Source organism: Streptomyces sp. NPDC002669 (assembly GCF_042889165.1).
Taxonomy (GTDB): domain Bacteria; phylum Actinomycetota; class Actinomycetes; order Streptomycetales; family Streptomycetaceae; genus Streptomyces.
In genome coordinates this window covers 37,334-58,052 of the sequence record NZ_JBIAQQ010000040.1, presented here as the reverse complement: position 1 = coordinate 58,052, position 20,719 = coordinate 37,334, and the positions used below count along the sequence as shown (strand labels likewise).

Sequence of the window (20,719 nt, the reverse complement as noted above, 5' to 3'; positions counted from 1 at the left end):
AGCCTCACCGACCCCGTCGCCAACATCACCGCGGCCGCCAACTACGCCGCCGACCGCTACGGCTCCATCGACAACGTCAACTCCGCCTACTGACAAGGGCGTCACGGGTCGAGCCGACCGGGCGGCGAACGCCCACGACCCCGTGGGAACCACTGCGGGACGGCCCTCAGAGCTGCCGCAGGTGATCACGCAACGTGCGGGCCACCTGCGCCATGAGGGCATCGGCGCCGGGCTGGACACTGGCCGGTACGAGCGACTCGGTCAGGACGGCGACGGCGAAGGCCTGACCGTCGGAGTGCTCGACGACCCCGATCTCGTGCCGGAGGTTGAGGAACGTGCCGGTCTTGGACGACCACGTGGTGGCGTCGGAACTGAAGTCGGGCGCGAGCCGGTGCCGCAGGAGGTTGTGGGACATCAGCTCACGCACGCGCGCGGCCACCTCGGGATGGATCTTCGACGGCCTCCACAGGGCCTGCAGCAGTTCGACGTAGGCGCGTGCGCTGCCGGTGCTGGCACGAGTGGTGTCGAGCTGGGGCATCCGGTGCCCCCGGCCGTCGGTGCCGGCGTCGATGGCGAGCGAGAGCGCGAGATGGGCCTGGGAGGCACCGAGGCGCTCCAGCGGAGTGTCGGTGAGCTCGTCCAGACCGTGCCGGACGGTGATGCCGAGAAGACCGAACCCGCGCAGCACGGCGGTGACCCGGGCGGGCGGAGTGAGGCCGAACAACACGTCGGCGGCCACGCCGTCACTCACACAGGTACTCAGGTAGAGCAGATCGTCGATCGCTATCCGGGCGGGGTGCCGGAACCGGCTCAGCCCGGTGGGGCCGGGCGTCGCGGTGCGTCCGGGCAGCACATCGAGCATCGTGGCCCCGTCGAGCTCGCCCAGCCGGATGCGTTCCGCCGTCGCCAGTGCGAGCGGGACCTTGGCCAGGGACGCGGCGGGCAACGGGGTGTCCGGGTCGATCCCCACCTCCTCGCCCGTGTGGAGATCCCGCACGAGCAGACAGCCGTTCAGTCCGCCGTCGAGCAGTTGCCGACGCAGACCGCTCAGCAGTGCCTCGGTGCTCATTCCGCCGCACCTCCCGTACCGCCCGCCGCCGCGTCCGCGCCCAGGCAGCGGCCGATGGCCCCGCCCAGCCGCGCCTCGACGTGCTGTGGATTGCCGCCCGCCGACGCGGCGAGGGCGAACCCCCGGCCGAGCGCGATCTCACCGATGGGCCGCCAGACCAGGGAGAACTCCTCGGCCTGCGCGGGGGAGCACAGCAGCAGGTCGTGCGTGCGGAACACCTCCGCCGCGGCCGTCGTCAGATCGGCCGCCGCGACGAGCTGGGCGGGCCGCAGACCGACCGCGTCCCGCAGCCGGGTCAGCGGATCACGGATGTGCGGCACGTCGTCCTCCGGCTGGATCCAGATGCGCCGGGCCGGGCCCGACGACGCCCGCCCCATCCGTAACGTCTCGATGTAGACGCGCCGCACGCCGGGATCCCGGACCCCGGCCAGCCCGAGCGGCACGGACCACGTCGCCTCGTCGGCGGGCACCGCGAGCAGGGCGGCACGCACCAGTTGCGAGTGGATGAGCTCGACGCGCTGCGCGGGCGCGGCGATCCGGAGGTCGAGCACGATGCCGTGCTCCCGGGCCTCGGCGACCAGCCGGGCCAGACCGGCCGTCGAGCAGAGACCGGGCATCGCGAGCCGCCAGGGCTTGGACTTCGCGGTGTCGGCCTCGTGCAGCAGCACATCGGCCGTCTGCACGAGCTGCCTGGCCGCCGGCAGCATGTCCCGGCCGAAGGACGTGAGCACGGCCCGCCGCGACATGCGCTCGAACAACTGCTCCCCGAAGAGCTCCTCCAGGGCGGCGACACGGCGACTGGCAACCGGCTGCGACATCCGGGCCGCGGCGGCCCCGACGGTGAAACTGCTGTGCTCGCTGACGCTGACGAATGCCCGACACGCTCCGACCAGATCCACGCCCCGCACCCTATGCCAGATCCGCATGGAACGGCACGTGAGCGTATTGGACCGCATGACCGCCGAACGGTGAGGGTGGTACCGGCACTCATGACCACGTTCCGGGACGGGGCCGTGCCGCCCCGTCCCCTCATGCGCCCTGCCCGAAGGGCGCCCTGTGGAGGTTCGGACCCATGCAGCAGCACAGCCGTGTCCGGCGCACCCTTCTCGCCGCGCTGACCGCCCTCGCCCTCGTACCGCTCGCGGCCTGCGGAGGCGAGGAGCCCCGCGCCTCGTCCGCCGTCTCCCCGGCGGCGTACTCCTCACCTGCCGGGACCGTGGGCCCGGACGGGAAACCCGAGCCGTTCACCCATCGATTCAAGCAGCTGGAGCGCGAGTTCGACGCACGGTTGGGCGTGTACGCCATCGACACCGGCACCGGCCGCGAAGTCACCCACAACGCCGACGAGCGCTTCGCCCACGCCTCCACGTTCAAGGCGCTGGCCGCCGCCGCCGTGCTGCGCGAGTACTCCCTGGACGGGCTGGACGAGGTGGTCGAGTACTCCCGCGACGACCTGGTCAGCGACTCCCCGGTGACCGAGAAGCACGTCGACACCGGGATGACCCTGAAGGCCCTGTGCGACGCCGCCGTCCGCTTCAGCGACAACACCGCGGGCAATCTGCTCCTCGACCGGCTGGGCGGCCCCCGGGGACTGCAGGCCGTGCTCGCCGGGCTCGGTGACGACGTGACCCGGATGGAACGCTACGAACCGCAGCTCAACGAGTGGTCCCCGGGCGCCACGGCCGACACCAGCACGCCCCGGGCACTCGCGAAGGACCTGCGCGCGTTCGTTCTCGGAGACGTCCTCGGCAAGGACGAACGCGCGCAGCTGGCGCAGTGGTTGCGGACCAACACCACCGGGGAAGAGCTCATCAGGGCCGGGGTGCCCGGGAACTGGGTGGTCGGCGACAAGACCGGAGCCGGTGGTTTCTACGGCACCCGCAACGACATCGCCGTGGTGTGGCGTCCCAACGCCGCCCCGATCGTCATGGCGATCCTGTCGAACCGGGGCGAGCCGGACGCCGAGTACGACAACGAACTCGTCGCGCGGGCGGCCTCCGTGGTCGCCGGCACGCTGTCGTAGCGGTCCCCGCCCTCAGTCGGTACGGGGCCGGATGCCGTGCCGGATCCAGACGTTGGGCTCGACGTAGACGGCGTGGTCGCGCGCGGTGTCGCAGTGCACCGGTGCCAGGGCGCCGGGTACCTCGACGTCGCCGTCCCGGTCGAAGGGCAGCCCGGTCCACTCCCGCCACTGGGCCGGCGAGGCACTGACCGTCATCGAGGCGGGGGCGACCTTCTCGATGGTTCCGCCGGCCCTGACGTGCACCCGCACCCACGGGTCGGCGGGCAGCCCGTCGTCCCGCAGCCGGCGGAGGTATTCGGCCATGGGGACGCGGGGTTCCAGGTGCTTGGCCGTCGGGCGGACCGGCGCCAGCAGGGCGTCGTGCCCCTGGCGGCCGGCCGCCTGCCGCATCGCCGTCAGCATGCGCGGGGACAGACCGCGCCCCAGATAATCGACGTCCACCGAGATTTCGAGCGCGCTGACCGCCGTCGGGGCGTTCCCGTACTGCCGGTCCTGGAACGCCCACACCAGCACCCGGTCCCAGCCCTGGTCGGGCATCTCCTCGCGCCCGTCGAGCTCGGCGTCGAACGGGACGGCGAACCCCCGCGCGACGATCCGGTCGCCGTCCGTCGCCACCACGCAGTACTGCGGGAACTCCTCGGGAACCCGGCTCAACAAGGCGTTGGCGACCGGTTCGTGGGAGATGAAGGCGGGCCATGCGTCGTCGATCTCGTAGACACGGGCGATCAACGACGGATTCTCGTGGAGCGGGACGATCCGGATGCTGTCTTTCTCTGTCACGACGGAGCACCCTGCCACAGGCCCATGCCGGAACCAAGCCAATTGTTCTGCGGGAGCCCGCCCCTTCGAAGCCGTCGGGGACGCCGGATCCGGGACGCCCTCACCGCTTGGCGAAGGTCACTTCCTTTCCGCCCTCCTCGTAGTCGTAGTTGCCGGTGAAGCCCCAGTTCCTCCATCCGCCGTCGCCCTTGTTGGTGACGGTTCCCTCGTCGATGGCGAACACGTCGACACCGTTCACCACCGCGAGGTGCTCAAGTCCGGAGACCTTGGTGAAGGAGAGGTCGTTGAACGACTTCGCCGTGATGATGTTCTTGCCGGGGAAGGCGCGGCCGTACTCCTCGATCAGCGAACGGGTCAGTTCGGAGGCGTCGCCCGGCACCTTGCCGGAGTAGTCGGTGCCGGGGTACGGGCCGCCGTCCGTGTACTTCGGTGTCTCGTCGTCGAAGTTCACCGTGCCCGACCCGACGGGGTAGGGATCGGCGTCCAGGTCCGCGGGGTCCGGGGTGTCGAAGCGGACCTTCGAGCCGTCGCGGTCGAAGTCGCCGTACCACGCCCAGTTGGTGTAGCCGCCGTCGCCGTCGTTGCTGAACTCGCCCTTCTCGAAGACGTAGATGTCGAAGACGGCCCGGCCCGAGGCGATGTCGTCCCCCTGCTCCTCGCCGTGGTACTCGTTGGAGTTCAGCCGGTACCTGCCCTCGTGGACGAACGCATCCGGTTTCTCGATCCAGTGCGACTTCTGTTCCGAGTGCATCGCGACCACGTTGTAGTCGGGGTAGCAGCGGCGCATGTCGTTCACCAGCATCCGTACCGCCTGGGTGGATGCCTCGGGGTGCAGCGGGGAGTACGTGTCGTAGTACCGGTTCCGGTCGGGCGGTTCCTGCCCCTCGACCTGGCAGCCCTCGTCGCCGGGCTTCCAGCCCTCCTTGCGCCTGGGCTTCGGCGGCTCCTCGAACGTGACGGTGCGGCGGTCCTCGCTGACGTCGAACACGCCGCGGAACCCCCGGTTCTTCCAGCCGAGTTCGGCGTCGTCCGCCCAGGTGAACCTGCCGGACTTGAACGCGTAGACACGGTAGGTCGTGCCGCTGATCGAAACGGTCTCGACCATCGCAGTGCCGTCCATCTCCTGCAGATTGCCCTCGTGGGGCTGCGCGATGACGATGTTGTAGCCGGGGAGGCACCAGGCGAGATCGTCGAGCGCCTGCTTGACCCGTTTCTCCTTGTTCTTCTCGTTGTCGATCTTGTCGATGACGAAGTTGACCAGCCAGGAGTACCCCCAGGCGGCTGCCTCACCGAGCACGCCGTTGCCCGGAACGGACACCGAGGACTCCGATTCCCGCGCCTCGAAGCACATGTCGGGGAGCGCGTTCACCGTCTTGTCGGGGGGTGCATCGGCGGACTTGGCGACCGCCCTGCCGGCGGGGCCGTCGGTGCTGCCGCGCAGGAGGGTGCCCGGCTTGACGGGATCGTGGGAGTCGGTCGGCCCGTTACTTATGACATCGTTGTCTTCCGGGCAGGAGCTGCCCAGGGACACACCGATGCGGCACACCTGGCGGTGTGCGGAACGGGAGATCTCGCCCCCGATGGTGGTGGCGGCGATCGCGCCGATCACGACGGCGACGCCCCCCAGCAGGGCCAGGTACTCGATCGCCGTCTGTCCCGCACCCGAGCGCACCGCGGCGCGTATCCGGTCGCTTCGTCTCATGGGTCACCTCGTCATGGTTCTCTCGTGTCACCGGGGCCGTCCGCCCGCCGGGGCTCGGACTGTACCGACGGCCCCCGGGCCCACGGACAGGGCCCGAGGGCCTGTCCGCGGGCCCCACAAGGAGTCCCACGACGGGGCGGACGACGGACGGGCGCGGGCACACGGCCCGCGCCCCTTGGGCCCCACCGGGCACGCCGTCCGGCCGTCGGGCGGCGTGCCCGGTGGGACGGAGGTCACCCGGCCCGTTCCTGCGGGGCCGCGGCATCGGCGGGCACGGGCATGCGCCAGGCCACGACCGCGCCGATCACGAGCCCGACGGCGGCCGACAGGGCGGCGACCGGGAACGGGTCGAAGGAGTGCAGGCCCGGGGCGAACCCGATCCCGACGAAGACCGCCACCCCGGTCGCACCGCCCAGCTGGTCGGCCGCGCGCTGGACGCCCGAGGCGATCCCGGCGTCGGCCTCGGTGACGCCGCTGACCGCGACGTACTGCAGTCCCACGAGGCCGAAGCCCATTCCGGCCGCGATCAGGAGCATGGCCGGGACCAGCGCCGCCCCGCCCGCCCGCAGGGCGGAGGCGAGCGTGATCGCCACCATCGCGGCCGCGGTGAACCCGATGCCGGTGAGCACGCACGCACGTGCTCCCCAACGGCCCAGCAGACGCGGCACGAGCACGGAGAACACGATCAGCGAGACCGCCAGGGGCAGCATCGCCAGGCCCGCCCCCAACGGGCCGATGCCCAGCCGGTCCTGAAGGTAGAAGGTGAACAGCAGGAACGAGGTCGACAGTGCCCCGCTCAGCAACATCGTGGCCAGATTGGCCGCCACCCGCATGCGGTCGGCGAAGAATCGCGGCGGCAGCAACGGATCGCGCGAGCGTGCCTCGACCCGCACGAACCCGATCCCGGCCGCCCCCGCCCCTGCCAGCGCCCCCGACACCACCCACGCGGGCGTTCCGGGTTCACCGGCCCCGACCACGCCGAAGGTGAACAGCAACGGGCAGGCGGTCAGCAGCAGCGCGCCGGGAAGGTCCGGCGGCGGGGTGCCCCCGGCCACGGCCCGGTCGCCCTCGACCAGGAGGACGGCCGCCAGCAGCACGACCACGAGGAACGGGACCGGAACCAGGAAGACCCACCGCCACCCCAGACGGGCGGTGATGACTCCGGACAGGACGAAGCCGAGCACGAGACCACAACTGGCCACCGCCGCCCACACGCCCAGGGCCCGCGACCGGCGCGGACCCTCGGGGAACATCAGGACGACGGCGGCCATCGCGGCGGGCAGCGCGACGGCCTCACCGGCACCCTGCAGCAGGCGCGCGACCACCAGCAGGGAAAAAGTGGGGGCCAGGCCCGCCAGCAGCGACGCGGCGCCGAACAGACCGGTGCCGAGCAGCAGTACGCGCCGCCGCCCGAACAGGTCGCCCAGTCGGCCACCGAGCATCAGCAACCCGCCGCCGGTGACGGTGTAGCCGACCACGACCCAGGTCAGGGAGTGCCCGCCGACACCGAAGGCGGCGCCGATCGAGGGCAGGGCGATGTTGACCACGGTCACGTCGACCGCGATGAAGAACTGCAGCATGGAAACCGCGCACAGCACCAGCCACGCGCGTACGGGGGACGGGCCGTGCCCGGATGAGGAGAGAACGTCGGGGAACATCAGGTGCTCCGTTGCTCAGAAGAGGTTCCGAGCAGCACGAATGTGCCGCTCCGGTCTGATCACGAAGCGGCCGGACGTCCGGGGGAGTGTGCGTCGAACGCCCCGCCGCTAGCGGGGCGTCCTGGTCACCGCGGCGCAAGCGGCCGCGCACGAAGCAGCAGACATGCCATGAACGTTAGCAGGGCGGGGTGCCCGGAAGGACCGCCTTCCGGGCACCCGCTCCCGTCGTACGGGGAAGAGGGAGGAAACTGCGGCCCGAGGTCCTCCCCGTCGGCTCAGGTGCGCTTGTAGAACTCGACCTCCCCGACCGCGACGGGACGCCCCTCGCCCTGTCCCGACGCGTCCCGCAGCACGATCCGGACGGAGACGACGTCGCTGATGCCGGTCCGTACCGTCTGCGGGCCCGGCTTGTCGGCGAGCGGCATCGCCTTCCTGCGGACCTCGCCGTCCGCCGTGGTGATGAACAGATCGGCCCGCGTGGGCCTGGCCCCCCGCCGGAACTCCCGGGGATCCTTCGACACCCCGGTGTGCACCGTGACACCCACCAGCCGGAACGGCTTGTCGAAGGCACAGGTCAAGGACGAGCCGAGCGCGGGCGCCCCCCAGTAGGTGTTGGTCACCCCGTCGACGGCGTCGGCCGGCGGATGGCCGGGGACCTGGGCGCTCGCGGTGGTCCGCGACGGGCCGATCTCCGCCGTTCCGCCGAGCTTGTCCCGCACGTCCTCGAAGAGATAGCGCCCGACGGGCAGGAAGAGGAAGCCCGTGAACAGCAGCCCGAGGACCACCAGCACCAACAGGATCCGCCGCAGCATCCGGCCCGACCCGCCCCCCGCACGACGGCGCAGCGGCCACACCGTGCGCCACCACGGCAGCGGCTTCGGCTGCTCCCGGGTCCGCAGCGGCGCGGCGCAGCGCCGGCAGAACCGGCGTTCCGGAAGGTTCGGGGTGCCGCACGCCGGGCACGGCGGCCCGTCCGGGCTCTCCTCCGCGGCCACCGGCCGGACGACGGGGCGCCGGGCGATCGGCTCGGCCGGCTGCACCGCGACCACGGGTGCCTCCTCCTCCGCCGGTGGTTCCGGCCGGGCGGGGGCGGGCCGCACCGGCTGCGGGGGCGGGGGTGGTTCCGGGGCCGGGGCGGGCGGCGCCGCCGGGGGCGGCCCGGCGGGCTCCGGCGACGCCGCCCGCGCGGGTGCCACCGGCGGCTCGGGGCGCGGGGCGGGCGCGGCCCCTGCGGCCTGCGGGGCGGCACCGGCCGCGGGAGCGTCCGGAGCCCGGCCGGTCGGCCCGGCAGCCGGTTCCGGCGGGCCGGCGGGCTCCTCCGGACCCGTGGGTTCCGCGGCGGCGGGAGGGGACTGCGGCGGCCGGGAGGACCAGCCCAGATAGGAACCGCAGTTCCCGCAGAATTCGTCGTCCTCGCGGTTGCCCGCACCGCACGCCGGACATGGGCGCATCGCGTCAGCCTCCTGTCTCCGCCGGCGGACCCGGCAGGATCTCCACCCGGCACGTGAGGTGCACGGGGCACGACGCCGCGACGACCTCCAGGACGCGGTCCGCGTCCACCGGACCCCCATGTGGCGCCCAGACCCGCACCAGCAGTTCGCCGGTCGGAGCCGGGGGCAGCGCGGTTCCCGGCTCCGGCGACCACACGACGCCCCCGCCGTCACGGATGTCGGCGTGGACACCGAAGCAGAGCCGCAACTGCTCCACCAGCCCCCGGCGGGTGCCCCGCCACCGGTGCAGTTCGACGGCGTGGGCGACGACGGCCCGGCGCAGCTCCGGCGGCAGCCCCGGATCGAGGTCGGCCCCCACCCAGGACGCCAGCCAGGGCAGGAAGTCGGCCGGGGCGAGCGCCGGATCGAAGTAGGCCGGAAGGTTGTCCAGGGTGGACAGGACGGGGGCCAGCACGGTGTCCAGCCCCGCCGTGAACCGCTGGGCCAGGTCGTCGTCGGCGTACAGCGCGGGCAGCAGCCCGCCGATCGGGTAGCGGCTGGGGAGCCCCGGCACCGCGGCTCTGGTCATGAGCCCTCACCCCGCCCACCAGCGGTGACCACGACCTGGTGCTGGTGCGAGAAGACCAGGGCGCCCGCGGCGACGTCGATCCGCTCCTGCGCCGCCCCGCGCCGGCCGGTGATCGGGTCCGCCGGGAACAGCCGCACCTCCTCCACCAGACCCACCCCCGGCACGTTCTGGAGCACCGCGAAGACCTCGCCGTACTGCACCGGCCGGCCGAACGGCCAGCCGGCCCCCTCCGCCCCGCCCCGCAGGGGGTCGATGTGACGGAACAGCGCCGCGAGCGCCTCCGTACGGACCCGGTCCACGTCCCCGCCGGACGCCACCAGCCTGGCGACCACGGTGACGCCCTGGTACGCGGGCGGTTCCACCACCAGCCGGGTCCCGACCAGCCGCCGCTCGTCGAGCCGGGCCGCGACCGCCGAGAGCACCGAATCCGACGGGATCAGCTGCTCGAACCGCAGGTTCCCGCCCTCGTCCGGGACCGCGTCGGGAACCACCAGGACCCGCACCGCCCCGCCCTCGCCCGCGACGGCGGGCAGGCACCGGACCCTGCGCAGGGAGGGCGCCGCCTCACGGGCGATGACCTCGTGGTCCGCAGCCGTGACGGCCCGCTCCTGGACCCTGAGGATGTTGGGCGCCCGGACCTTCGCGTTCTCCACCGTCTCGCCGTCGACCCCGCCCCGGGCCGCCTCACGGTTGTGCACGCTCGCCACGTACGGCACCGAGCTGCGCAGCACGTTGATGGCGCCCCGGGCGACGTTCCCGGCCGCGCCACCGCCCGTCCGGCAGCGGGGGATCCGCAGCTGCGCGCCCTTCTCGGGCACGGCGCCGCAGGAACGCATCGTCCCGTCGGGCTCGCGCACCTCGGGCGGAAAAGCGAACTCGCCGGTGACGGCGTCGATCCGCACATGGCGGTCCTCCGGCAGGGAGGCGCCGAAGTGCTCCACGGCGGTCCACACCTGCCAGCCCTCCGCGGACGACACCTGCACCACCGGCGGCTCCCCGTCCAGCAGCAGCGGCGCCCGGTCCACGAGGAACCGCTGACCGGCGACCCCCTCCGAGACGCCCAGCGGAACGTCCAGGACGGTCTCCGCGTGCTCCACGTCCGCGGTGCCGCCGACGGTGAACACCTCGGCCTCCCGGATCGTCGGCGACTCGGAGTAGAACGGCTGGCCCGGCTCCGGAGCGGTGACCCGGCAGCGCAGCCACCCCGCCCGGGTCCCCGCCGCCACCGACGTGGTGTGCCCGGCGGGGACGAACACGGTGATCTCGCCCGGCCGGTTCAGCCCGCCGGTGCTGTCGGTGCCGGTCCGGCAGGTCACCCAGCGGGCACCGTCCCACGCCTCCCACACCAGCGGCGGCTGACGCGGGTCGACGCCCACGCCCTCCACCCGGCTGTCCAGGCGCACGGCGACGATGCACCGGGGAACGGCGGTCGGCAGCCCGAACAGCACCGCGTCGCCCGGCTCCGGCCGGGCCTGGAAGCACGGGACGTCCTGGCCCGCGCCGAGCGGCGCGGTCCGGTCGGTCTGCTCTCCCGACACCGGCGCGGTGACCAGCCGGGCCAGCGAACTCGGCACGATCGAGAGGTCGTCGGAGGTGGAGAACACCACCTCCTCCTCGGCCTCGCCGCGCGAGGTGGCGACCTCCGTCCCCGCCGGGAGCAGAACGGTCTCCGGCTGCGGGGCCGACAGCCAGAAGTCGACCTCCGCCCGTGCCGCCGTCGGCGGGAACAACGTGACGCCCAGCAGGTCGAGGAAGGCCGAGTAGTTCTTGTCCGGCACCCGGTTCAGCCGGTACAGCAACTGATCGACCATGTACGCGAACGTCTCGATGAGCGTGACGCCGGGGTCCGACACGTTGTGGTCGGTCCACTCCGGGGTGCGCTGCTGGACGTACCGCTTGGCCTCGTCGACGAGTTGCTGGAAGCGCCGGTCGTCCAGGTTGGGGGAGGGCAGGGCCATCAGCGCACCCCCGCTTCCGCGGAGCCTTCGGAGGAGGGGATGGTGTAGAAGGGGAAGACGAGGTTGCGCAGGTCGTTCGTGGCGCGCACGGCGTAGTGCACGTCGATGTACAAGGTGCCCTCCTCGACGGCGTCGAACGCGATCACCACGTCGGTGACCTCGATGCGCGGCTCCCAGCGCTCCAGCGACGTGCGGACCTCGTGCGCGATGCGGCCCGCGGTGGCGCCGTCGCCGGGGGCGAAGACGTGGTCGTGGATGCCGCAGCCGAACTCCGGCCGCATCGGCCGCTCGCCCGGCGCCGTGCCGAGGATCAGCCCGATCGCCTCCTCGATCTCCTGGTCCCGCTCGACCATGCCGATGCCGCCCGTGGGACCGACCCGCAGCGGGAATCCCCAGCCGCGCCCGATGAAGCCGCTCACACCGGACCCCCGATCAGGACGTTCATCGCGCCGGTGATGATCTGTGCGCCGCAGCTGGTGGTGTCCCGCATCCGGGCGGCGGGCAGCCCGCCGATCAGCACCTGGCCGCCGACCGCGGCGGCGGGGTTGGGCAGGACGACGTTCCCGGGCCCGAGCGCGGCGTGCGGGGGGACCACGCACACGTGCAGGCTGCCGGCGACGGCCGCCGGCCTGCCGCCGATCAGCACGGTGGCCACGGCCACGGCACCCGGTGGCGGGGTCCCGATGAGGCCGCCGTGAACGGTGGAGTCGCCCGTCCGGGCTGCAGGGGGCATGGTCGCTGTTCTCCTTGCTGCGAAAGGGACTTCGGCCGCCGTACGGGCCGGGTCGGGGCGTCAGTTGATCCGGATGAGCTTGGCCTTGAGGACGGCGAGCAGTCCGCCGTCGACGGTGACCCCCGTTCTGCCGTTGATGGTCACCGAACGCCCCTTCACGTTGACCTCGCCCGTACCGGCGTCGAGCGTGATGCCGGACTTGGAGAGGACCACGGAGCTCAGCACCCGGCTGCCGCCGGGCGCGAGGACCTTCAGCGCGATCTCGTCGCGCCGCTCGTCCAGCGTGACGTCGAGCTGCTTGTCACCACTGGTCAGCCGGACGCCGGACGGCCCGCGCGGACTGTCCAGCAGCTCCAGCCGGTGCCCCGAACGGGACACCAGAGAACGGCGGTTGACCTTGCCGCTGGTCGGGTCGACCAGCGGCACGTCGTGGGGCGAGGGCTTGTCGACCCCGTTGTAGAGACCGCCCAGCACATAGGGGCTGTCCAGCAGGCCCTGCTCGAACCCGACCAGCACCTCGTCGTTTACCTCGGGACTGAACACACCGCCGCCGCCCCGGCCGCCCCACTGCACGGTACGGACCCAGTCGGTCACATAGGTGTCGTCGAGCCAGGGGAACTTCAGCCGCACCCAGCCCCGTTCGTCCTTGCCCTCCCGGATGTCGGTGACCACACCGATCGCGAGGCCCGGCACGCGGGGACCGCGCGCCGGCGCGTTCGCACCACCGGCCAGCCCCGCCAGGGAACGGTCGGGCGCGGCGCTCACCAGCACCGTCGTGCGGTATCCGCCGTCCGGCTCCAGGACGTGGTGCGCCGCGGTCGCCGTGTAGCGGCCGGAGAACGCGGGCCCGACGTTGCCGAGCGCCACCGGCTCACCGGCCCGCAACTGGGGATTGCCCTCGGCGACCGCCTCGATCTCCCCGAAACCGGAGCTCACCGATGCGGCCAGGGAACCGGCGACGGCCGTGGCCTCGGCCTGGGTCCGGTACGGGGTGTCGGCGACCGTCAGCCGGGCGCGCGACCCGAACGCCCCGGCCGCCTTCGACGGACTCATCCCCGGGGACACCGTGTCGCTGCGCACGGACGGCTCACGGGCCACCAGCCGCCGCTTGGTCTCGACGTCCCAGCCGCGCACCTCCACGTCGTCCGCCCCGTCCGCACCGGTCAGCACGGCCCGCAGGGCCAGCAGATTGCGCCCGTACTCCAGCACCATCGGGTTCCGGGCGGCGGAGGTGTCGGGCGAGGGCGCCGACGCGGCGGGTTTCGGCTTCACGAACTGCAACAGGCCCTTGTCGTCCACCCGCACGTGCGCGCCGCTCTCGCCCGCGAGGTACTGGAGGAACTCCCAGTCGGAGACGTTGGGCTGGGTCAGCTGCTTGTACGTGACGGGCGCGGCCTCGATCCTCCCGCAGGCGATCCCGGCGCCCGCGGCGACCTTGCGGACGATGTCCGCGGCCCGCATGTTGCGGTAGGCCACCACCTTCCGGCCGCGCTGCAGCCGGTGGGCCCTGGAGAAGGCCCGCACGACGGTGAACGAACCGGTGGTGTCGCTGTCCAGTTCGAGCGCCGTGACCTCGCCGGTGAACAGCCGCTCGCGCGCCCGCTCCTGCACGGTGACCACGGAGATGTTCAGCGGCGTGCCGATGGTGAGCCCGGTGGCGGTGAGCAGCTTGTGGTCGGGGTCCCGGTACGTCAGCACGGCGGTGTCCGGCAGGCCGACGTTCTCGTCGACCACACAGCTCACCAACTGGGTCGCCCAGACGGGAGGCAGCTCGCCGGGGGCCTCGACGATCGGATCGGCGGCGAAGGAACGGCCCGGGGCGGTCATCGGCCGCCCTCCGCCGCGGGGGCCTCCAGGCCGGGCACGACCAGCTCCCTGCCCGGGACCAACTGCATCGGGTCGTCGATGTCGTTGGCGTGGGCGATGGTGCGCCACGCGGTGGCGTCGCCGTACTCCCGCCACGCGAGCAGCGGCAGGCTGTCGCCGACGACGACCCGATGGGTGCGCCGCGCCTCCCGCGAACCCGACGTCGGGTTCTGCCCGAGCCGTTCGCCGCTCGCCTCCTCGATCGAGAGGGAACAGGTGGCGCGCAGCGGTTTCCCGTCGACGTCGAAGAGGGTGTACGAGATGGACAGGCTGGACATCACACCGTCGAACGAGGTCGTCCGGGACGTGCCCCAGTCGAAGCGCACCCAGGGGCTGGCCGGGGTCTTGCGGGCCAGGCTCTTCGGGGTGGGCGCACACGCCAGCATCAGCTGTTCCACCGCCTTCTCCACCGAGTTGTCATGGGTGGCCGTGGCGTCGAGGAAGACCTCCATGGACAGGGTCCGGGGCCCACTGCCCACGAACTCGGGCAGCGCGGACTGCTCGGCCATCCGGGACGGGGTGCGCCGCCACTCGGTGCTCTTGTTCAACGACAGCTGCGACGGGTTGAACTGCAACGTGAGCTGGGCGATCCTCCCGCCCGGCTTGGCGCCGACCTCCGCGGGCGGCTCCATGATGGTCAGCTGGGCGCGAGCACGGCTCGTACGGGCAACGGGTGACATCGCATTCCTCCTTCCGGGACCGGGACTTCAAGGGTGACGGGCTGCTGGGCCGCCGGGCTTTCCGGAGCGGTTCGACGAACCCTCAGGAGGGCTCCAGGCCCTCGTGCGCGATCTCCAGCGTCTCGATCGCCGGCTGGGAACTGGCGGGATCGAAGGAGGGGCCCTGCCAGCGCACCGGCACGATGCCCTGCACCTGCCAGCTGATGATGCGGCTGAGGTCGGGACGGAGCGCGACGATCTCGCCGTCCTTGCGCTCGACCCGCTGGATCGTGTCGTTCAGCCACCGCGTGATCTTGAGCGTGTCGGCGGTCACCGGGCGGGTCAGCGTGATGTTGGTCCAGGTGATCCGTCCCGGCAACTGCCAGGTGAAGCCGTTGTTCCCGCCCTCGGCGTACTGCTCCAGCTCCACCTCGGCGCCCAGGCCCGAGCAGGTGTGGAAGGCGCCCAGGTCGTTGCCCCCGATCACCAGTTTGAAGAACACGCTCGTCGCGAAGATGTTGTCCGTCATTGCTCTTCTTCTCTGCCGTTTCCCAGTGCCCCGCCGGGCGGAGCCGTCGTCAGCGGCGGTTGTCGTACAACCGGCCGGTGCGTTCCCGGCCCCGGCGCAGATCCGCGCGGATCAGCCGGCTCACCGGATCGATCAGGCGGCGTGCCAGTTCCTCGATCTCCGCACCGGTCACCCGGTGCGCGGCCGGAGCCGCCGCGTCGGGCGGGGCGGCCGGCCCCTTCCTCGCCGGCGGACCGGCGGGCTTCGCCGGGGCCGCCCTGACCGGGACGCCGGTGATCCCGGCCGCGGCCGCCGCGCGCTGCACGGCCGGGGCCACAGCCCCCGGACCGCTCGCCCCGGCGCCTGAACCGACTCCCGGGCCGGCTCCCGGTCCCGGGGAGGGACGCGGTGGCACCCGCACCGAGAGGGGCGGTGCTCCACCCGGCACGACGCCGTCCCCTGGCGCCGTGCCGGTGAACAGGGGCCCGATGGACTCGGGCACCACCGGCAGCGCCGTCCGCTGCACGGCCGGGCCGGTGCCGGTGCCGGTCGCCCCGGGCGGATGCGGGCGCACCACCGGGACCGGCCGGGTGGCGGCCGGCGCGGACCCGGACCCTCCGGAGGGGGACGCCGACGCGTACGGGAGTGCCGGTGCGGGGACGCGGCCCGGACGGGACTCCCCGGGGCCCCGTGCCGGCGGGGGGACATCGGGCCCGGCCGGCACGACCGGCCCACCACGCGCCGAACGCTGCACGAGCCGCAGGAGGGAGGCACCGATCGACACCCCGCGCCCCGCCCGGCCGGTACCGGCCGCGGTCCGCGCCCTGCTGCCGTCCGAGGTGGGCCGGGCGGAACGGGCGGCACCAGCGGAACCACCGGCCGGTGCCCGGCCCGACGGGGCCGCGCCCGGAGCACCGCCCGGCACCGAGCGCTGAACGGTCCCGCCGGCGCCCGGCCCTTCAGCGGCCCGCCCCGTGCGCACCGGCCGCTCCGACGGGGCGGGCCCGTCGGGCGGGGGAGGAGCGGTTGTCGGCCGGGGCGACGCACCGGAGGACGGCCGATGCGGTCCGGGGGATGTGCTCCCGTGCCCCGACGCCGGTACGGGGGCCTCCGGTTGCGGTACGTCACGGCGCCAGGTGGCCGTCACGACCGGTCGGGCCGAACCGCCGCCCGCCGCCGCGACCGGGGCCGAGAATCCCTCGGCCGCGCCGGTGCTGATCTCCAGCGCCCTGCTCGGCAGCAGGGCACGCGAATGCCGGACGACGGGGGCGGGTCCGTACATGGCTGCCGGGGCCCGTTCCGGGGCGATCCGCCGGACCCGCACCGGAGCGGTGGGAGCCGGGGGAGCCGAGGACGCGGCAGGGGAAGAGGAGCCGGTGGCGGGCATGCTCGTGGACGGAGGAGCGTCTGCCGCGCGCTGGACCGTCGAGGGCCCCGGCACGGCCGGGGCGGGAGAGCCGGCCATGGGGGACGAGAGCACGGGCATCGCGGTGGGCCCGCCCGGGTGCGCCGGTGCCCCAGCGGGGCCGGACGGTACGGACGACGGGGAGGAGGACGCACGTCCCGACGGCGCGTCCTGCCCGGGGCCCATGGCTCCCGGCCGCGGCCGACGGCGGTCACCGAACAGGGGAGCGCCGTCCTGACGCCTGGCGGTCGGGGGGAGCGAGGGCAGCGGGGCACCGATCCCGCCCCGGGCGGGCCTCGCCCGGTCGGCCGGCGGCGGCGCCGATGGAGGGCTCGACGGCCCGTGCCCGACGGTCCCTTGGGCCCGGTGCCGCTCCGGAGCCGACGGGGACGAGGACGGCCTGGAGGGCTCCGCGGCCCCGGCACGCGCGGACGGCTGCGGGCGAGCGGGTGGCTGAGGCCGCGGATGAGCGGACGGCTGCGGGCGCGCGGGCGGTGCCGTCGCCTCCGGCGGTCGCGAGGTCGCCGGGGCCGGTGCCTCCGCTTCCTGCCGCTGGAGTACGGGCATGCCGGGTCCGGGCTGCCCCGTGGGGCCGGACGGTACGACCGCCCCGCGTCGTCCCGCCGGGTCGGCGGGCACGGCCCCGGCGGGCAGTTCCCGCAGCGGCCTGCCCAGAGCGGGCCGTACCGCCGTGACCTCGGGAGGCCCGGCGGAGCCGGTCGGCTCGGGCGCGGTTTCGGGCGCCGGGGCGGATGCGGGCACGGACGCGGCCGGTTGCTCGGACGTGATCCGCCGTGCCGCGCCGCCGTCGGCGACGGGCGCGGGTACGGCCGGGGCGGCTGCCGCGGCCGGTACGAGCCCGGTGATGTGCCGCAGCGGCATCGCCGGACGCCGGGCGACGATCAGCGGCGGCGCGGTCCGCCGGGGACGTACTGGGGCGGGACGGGCGGCCGGTACCGGCATGTCGTCCCCGCCGGACCGCCCCGCCACCGCTGCCGTGCTCCCGACCGGAGACGTCCCCGACGGGGCCGCCGCGGTTGCGGGCACGGCCGTACCACTGTCGCGAACGGCCCGTCGCGGTGTCTCCCGTACCGAAGCCCCGGGCCGCCCCGGAGCGCTCGACCGCTGGACCACCGCGGGACCCCGCCCCGTGCCCTCCGCCGCGGGCGACGGACCGGCGACGGGTTCGGTGCCCCCGTCCGCTTCGGGCCGGGCGGCCCGAAGCAGCAGCGGCCCGCCGGCGGACACCTCACGCGCGCCCGCGGGACGGGTGACCCCGCGGATGAGGCCCACCGGCGCGGACGGCATCACGGCATGGCCGAGTTCGCCGCCGAACGCGACGTTCTGCCACGAGGCGAGGCCGGACCGGAACCGCAGCCCGTCGCTCACCCCGATCGAGGCCCGGGCGACGGTCACCGCGGGCGGTGCGACCTGCCGCCAGCCGCCGTCCCAGTCACCGTCGGTCCGGCCGGCGTCCGGGGCGGCACCGGCCGTCGGCCCGGCACCGGACCCGTCCCCGCCCCCTGAGGGGGCGTCGGACGGCGTCCGGTCCGCCCGGCGGAACCAGTCGCCGAACCCCATACGATCACCCGCCTTCGTTGACGCGGGTGTTGATCCGCGCTATCTCCCGGACCCACTGCTGACGTTCGCCGTGGGTGAGGTCGAGAATGTCCTCACGCTGCCAGTGGAAGTGGTAGGCGACGTACGCGATCTCCTCCCGCAGACGGGGAAGCGCGTACGTCACGATTCCCCCAGGCGCCCACCCGAGAGGTCCACTTCGAACGAGCCGTGGCACAACGGACACGTCACCGCGGCGTGCGTATGGCCCTCGCTGTTGATCCGCCGGTAGAAGTCCTGGAGGAACGCCACGTCGGTGGCGTACATCCGCTCCACCACCCCGGCGTGCACATCGGTGATGGTGCCGAGCCGGGTGATCACCTGGCTCAGCAGCACCACGCTCAGGTACGCCGGGTTCTCCTTCACCCGCAGGTCGATCTGCGGGCGCAGTTCGTCCCGCGCCGTCGCGAGCCGCATCGAGCCCTGCCGGTGCACCTGGCCCTCGTCGTCGACGTAACCGCGCGGCAGCTCGAACTCGAACTCCGTCCGCAGGTCCTGGCGTTCCCGCTCCCGGGCCGCGGGCGGCGCGGGAGCTTCCTCGCGGGTGGCGGACCGGGCGGACGCCAGGGTGTCGAGGACTTCGTCGAGTCCGCCCGACGTAACGGTCCTGCGCCTCATTCGACCACGATCTCCTCGAAGGTGATGGTGACCGTCTCGGTGGCCGGGCTGGACTCGCCGGCCTTCAGGGACGGACCCTCCCACTTGCTGGCCCAGCCCTGCATCAACTGGATGCGCCGGACCGTGTCACCCTTCGAGTCCTTGATCTCGATGGTCAGGTTCTGGCGCGCGGTGTCGACGGCCCCGTTGTTGAGCGTTTCCTTGATCCACTTGGTGAACTCGCTGCTCTTGTCGAGCCCGCGGGTGATCGTCACCTCGCCCGCCTGGCGCGCGCCGGGCTGCTTGCGGATGATCTGTTTGCCCTCGGCGGTCACCTGACGGACCTCGACGACTTCTTCCTCGACGGTCAGACCGCTGACCTCCTGGATCGACTCGACGAGATAGCCGCCGAGCTGCACGCCGAAGACGTGGGTGGAAAGAGCGTCGCCCTCTGCCATGACTCTGTGTCACCTGTTCCGTTTCGCGGACCCTGCCGGGTCACTCGTTGACGAGGCTGGTGCTGTCGGAGAACTGCGAGAGGCGGAAGACCACGAACTCCGCGGGCTTCACCGGTGCCACGCCGATCTCGCACACGACCTGGCCGAGGTCGATCGACTCCTGCGGGTTGTTGTCGCGGTCGCACTTGACGTAGAACGCCTCCTCGGCCGTACGGCCGAAGAGGGCGCCCCGGCGCCATTCCTCGGTGAGGAAGGCGGTCACGTTGCGCCGGATGCTCGACCACAGGCGGTCGTCGTTCGGCTCGAACACCACCCACTGGGTGCCCAGGAGGATCGACTCCTCCAGGTAGTTGAAGAGCCGGCGCACATTGAGGTAGCGCCAGGCCGGGTCGGACGAGAGCGTGCGGGCGCCCCAGATCCGGATGCCGCGGCCGGGGAAGGCGCGCACGCAGTTGACGCCGATCGGGTTCAGCAGGTCCTGCTCGCCCTTGCTGAGCCGGATCTCCAGGTCCAGCGCCCCGCGGATGACCTCGTTGGCGGGGGCCTTGTGCACACCGCGCTCGCCGTCGCTGCGCGCCCACACGCCGGAGACGTGACCGCTCGGCGGCATCAGGGAGTTGCGCCCGGCCTCCGGGTCGAAGACGCTGATCCACGGGTAGTACACGGTCGCGTAGCGCGAATCGAACCCGGCGTCGTCGTTGCGCCAGGCACGGACCCGCTGCGCGTTCATGCCCGGCGGGGTGTCCAGTACGGCGACCCGGTCGCCCATCTGCTCGCAGTGCGAGATCAGCGCGAGCTGGACGGTCTTGACGCCCTCGTCGTCCACGGCCCCGCGCTGGTGGGCGCTCATCAGGTCCGGAACGGCGACCATGGTGATCTCGTCGATCGCTTCGAGTCCCGCGATCCCGGTGCGCTGCGAGGAGTCGCCGACGAACTCGGCCAGGTCGACGGGCGCGGCACCGGCCCCCGGGCCCGCGGCGGCGGGCGAGAGCGGGAGGACCTGGTTCGCGGGCCGGCTCTGGGCCGCGCCGGGCTGCTCGACGACCTCGATCAGCTTGGACTGGCGGGCCTGGGTGACCAGGTAGCCCTTGACGCTCTTGCGGATGGAGACGTCGAAGGTCTCCACCACCTTGCCGGCCTGTCGCACCAGCAGCCGGAACCGGTCCTCCGGAGGGTTCTCCCCCTCGGCGTCGGCGACCTCCACCGAGAGGTCACCACCCGTGCCGGGCCGTGCGGACACCTGGAAACCCCCGAGTGCGACGGACGGGGCCGCCCCGCCGGCGGCCGCATCCTGCGCCGCGCCGCCCACCCGCACGACGTAGGCCGCGCCGCCGCCATTGGCGAAGTAGCCGTGGACAGCGCGCGTCAGGTACGTGCCGGGGGCGTGGGTGCCGAAGGTCTGGACGTACTGGTCCCAGTTGGTCACCAGGGTCGGCCGATGGAAGGGGCCGGTCTCCGAGAAACCGACGAAGGCTGCGATCGCCGTGCCGACTCCTTCGATGGGCCGTGCTCCGGACTGCACCTCCTCCACGTATACGCCGGGGGTGAGGTACGACGGCATACTCGCTCCTTCGGGTGGTCGTCCGGTCGCCGTCCAGTCTTGTCGGGTCGCCCCGGCGGAAAGTAGGCCCCGGAGTCCTGGGCACGGGGCAGGACCACTGCCTTTC

General features: G+C 73.2%; 20 protein-coding genes and 1 pseudogene. 3 read left to right on the top strand and 18 right to left on the bottom strand.

From position 1 onward, the window contains the following. Window positions 1–93, top strand: a pseudogene (locus ACFYW1_RS36105) (lytic transglycosylase); the annotation flags it as partial. A 73-nt stretch (window positions 94–166) separates the two neighbouring features. Here ACFYW1_RS36105 and ACFYW1_RS36100 read toward each other — a convergent pair. Next, a complete protein-coding gene (locus ACFYW1_RS36100; protein ID WP_389003323.1) occupies window positions 167–1,069 on the bottom strand; it encodes a serine hydrolase in 903 nt (300 codons plus the stop codon). Then, window positions 1,066–1,968 (bottom strand): LysR family transcriptional regulator, encoded by a 903-nt coding sequence (locus ACFYW1_RS36095; protein ID WP_389003320.1) that lies wholly within the window; start codon window positions 1,966–1,968, stop codon window positions 1,066–1,068. Before ACFYW1_RS36095 ends, ACFYW1_RS36100 begins: the two co-directional genes overlap by 4 nt. A gap of 173 nt (window positions 1,969–2,141) precedes the next feature. Between ACFYW1_RS36095 and bla the strand changes: the two genes are divergently transcribed. Continuing rightward, complete coding sequence (gene bla, locus ACFYW1_RS36090) at window positions 2,142–3,092, top strand: class A beta-lactamase (protein WP_389003317.1); 951 nt, start codon at window positions 2,142–2,144, stop codon at window positions 3,090–3,092. A gap of 12 nt (window positions 3,093–3,104) precedes the next feature. Here the strand turns inward: bla and ACFYW1_RS36085 are convergent, their stop codons facing one another. From ACFYW1_RS36085 to ACFYW1_RS36030, 12 genes are all read right to left on the bottom strand, one after another. Next, a complete protein-coding gene (locus tag ACFYW1_RS36085) occupies window positions 3,105–3,872 on the bottom strand; it encodes an N-acetyltransferase (protein WP_389003314.1) in 768 nt (255 codons plus the stop codon). Between the two features lie 100 nt (window positions 3,873–3,972). Next, window positions 3,973–5,574, bottom strand: coding sequence for a Flp family type IVb pilin (locus ACFYW1_RS36080; RefSeq protein WP_389003311.1), 1,602 nt, complete (start codon window positions 5,572–5,574; stop codon window positions 3,973–3,975). Window positions 5,575–5,807: 233 nt separating this feature from the next. Beyond that, a complete protein-coding gene (locus tag ACFYW1_RS36075) occupies window positions 5,808–7,154 on the bottom strand; it encodes an MFS transporter (RefSeq protein ID WP_389003329.1) in 1,347 nt (448 codons plus the stop codon). Window positions 7,155–7,507: 353 nt separating this feature from the next. Continuing rightward, a complete protein-coding gene (locus ACFYW1_RS36070; protein ID WP_389003308.1) occupies window positions 7,508–8,683 on the bottom strand; it encodes a zinc ribbon domain-containing protein in 1,176 nt (391 codons plus the stop codon). Window positions 8,684–8,687: 4 nt separating this feature from the next. Continuing rightward, on the bottom strand, window positions 8,688–9,251 hold the full coding sequence (locus ACFYW1_RS36065; RefSeq protein WP_389003305.1) for a phage tail protein: 564 nt from the start codon (window positions 9,249–9,251) through the stop codon (window positions 8,688–8,690). Continuing rightward, window positions 9,248–11,209 (bottom strand): putative baseplate assembly protein, encoded by a 1,962-nt coding sequence (locus tag ACFYW1_RS36060; RefSeq protein ID WP_389003302.1) that lies wholly within the window; start codon window positions 11,207–11,209, stop codon window positions 9,248–9,250. The genes ACFYW1_RS36065 and ACFYW1_RS36060 overlap by 4 nt, the downstream gene beginning before the upstream one ends. Beyond that, a complete protein-coding gene (locus ACFYW1_RS36055) occupies window positions 11,209–11,628 on the bottom strand; it encodes a GPW/gp25 family protein (protein WP_389003299.1) in 420 nt (139 codons plus the stop codon). The genes ACFYW1_RS36060 and ACFYW1_RS36055 overlap by 1 nt, the downstream gene beginning before the upstream one ends. Next, the gene (locus ACFYW1_RS36050; protein ID WP_148833130.1) at window positions 11,625–11,942 is read right to left on the bottom strand and encodes a PAAR domain-containing protein; all 318 of its coding nucleotides are present in this window, start codon (window positions 11,940–11,942) and stop codon (window positions 11,625–11,627) included. Before ACFYW1_RS36050 ends, ACFYW1_RS36055 begins: the two co-directional genes overlap by 4 nt. 60 nt (window positions 11,943–12,002) lie before the next feature. Beyond that, window positions 12,003–13,769, bottom strand: coding sequence for a VgrG-related protein (locus ACFYW1_RS36045; RefSeq protein ID WP_389003296.1), 1,767 nt, complete (start codon window positions 13,767–13,769; stop codon window positions 12,003–12,005). Continuing rightward, on the bottom strand, window positions 13,766–14,488 hold the full coding sequence (locus ACFYW1_RS36040) for a LysM peptidoglycan-binding domain-containing protein (protein ID WP_148833127.1): 723 nt from the start codon (window positions 14,486–14,488) through the stop codon (window positions 13,766–13,768). Before ACFYW1_RS36040 ends, ACFYW1_RS36045 begins: the two co-directional genes overlap by 4 nt. An 82-nt stretch (window positions 14,489–14,570) precedes the next feature. Next, window positions 14,571–14,996, bottom strand: coding sequence for a phage tail protein (locus ACFYW1_RS36035; RefSeq protein WP_148833125.1), 426 nt, complete (start codon window positions 14,994–14,996; stop codon window positions 14,571–14,573). 49 nt (window positions 14,997–15,045) lie between these two features. Beyond that, window positions 15,046–15,312 (bottom strand): hypothetical protein, encoded by a 267-nt coding sequence (locus ACFYW1_RS36030; RefSeq protein ID WP_389003292.1) that lies wholly within the window; start codon window positions 15,310–15,312, stop codon window positions 15,046–15,048. Window positions 15,313–15,442: 130 nt separating this feature from the next. Here ACFYW1_RS36030 and ACFYW1_RS36025 point away from each other — a divergent pair, with 130 nt between their 5' ends. Next, window positions 15,443–15,910 carry a hypothetical protein gene (locus ACFYW1_RS36025; protein ID WP_389003289.1) on the top strand — a complete coding sequence of 156 codons (468 nt, stop codon included), beginning with the start codon at window positions 15,443–15,445 and terminating at the stop codon, window positions 15,908–15,910. A gap of 2,055 nt (window positions 15,911–17,965) precedes the next feature. Here the strand turns inward: ACFYW1_RS36025 and ACFYW1_RS36020 are convergent. Genes ACFYW1_RS36020 through ACFYW1_RS36005 form a run of 4 tightly spaced genes read right to left on the bottom strand, consistent with a single transcriptional unit; the run spans window position 17,966 to window position 20,613 of the window. After that, window positions 17,966–18,124: a DUF6760 family protein gene (locus ACFYW1_RS36020; protein WP_003966147.1), complete on the bottom strand. Its 159-nt coding sequence runs from the start codon at window positions 18,122–18,124 to the stop codon at window positions 17,966–17,968. Next, window positions 18,121–18,615, bottom strand: coding sequence for a hypothetical protein (locus ACFYW1_RS36015; RefSeq protein WP_148833113.1), 495 nt, complete (start codon window positions 18,613–18,615; stop codon window positions 18,121–18,123). The genes ACFYW1_RS36020 and ACFYW1_RS36015 overlap by 4 nt, the downstream gene beginning before the upstream one ends. Continuing rightward, window positions 18,612–19,052, bottom strand: a complete 441-nt coding sequence (locus ACFYW1_RS36010) for a phage tail protein (protein WP_148833111.1) — start codon at window positions 19,050–19,052, stop codon at window positions 18,612–18,614. Before ACFYW1_RS36010 ends, ACFYW1_RS36015 begins: the two co-directional genes overlap by 4 nt. Window positions 19,053–19,092: 40 nt before the next feature. Continuing rightward, window positions 19,093–20,613, bottom strand: coding sequence for a phage tail sheath family protein (locus ACFYW1_RS36005; protein WP_389003285.1), 1,521 nt, complete (start codon window positions 20,611–20,613; stop codon window positions 19,093–19,095). Window positions 20,614–20,719: the final 106 nt, after the last annotated feature.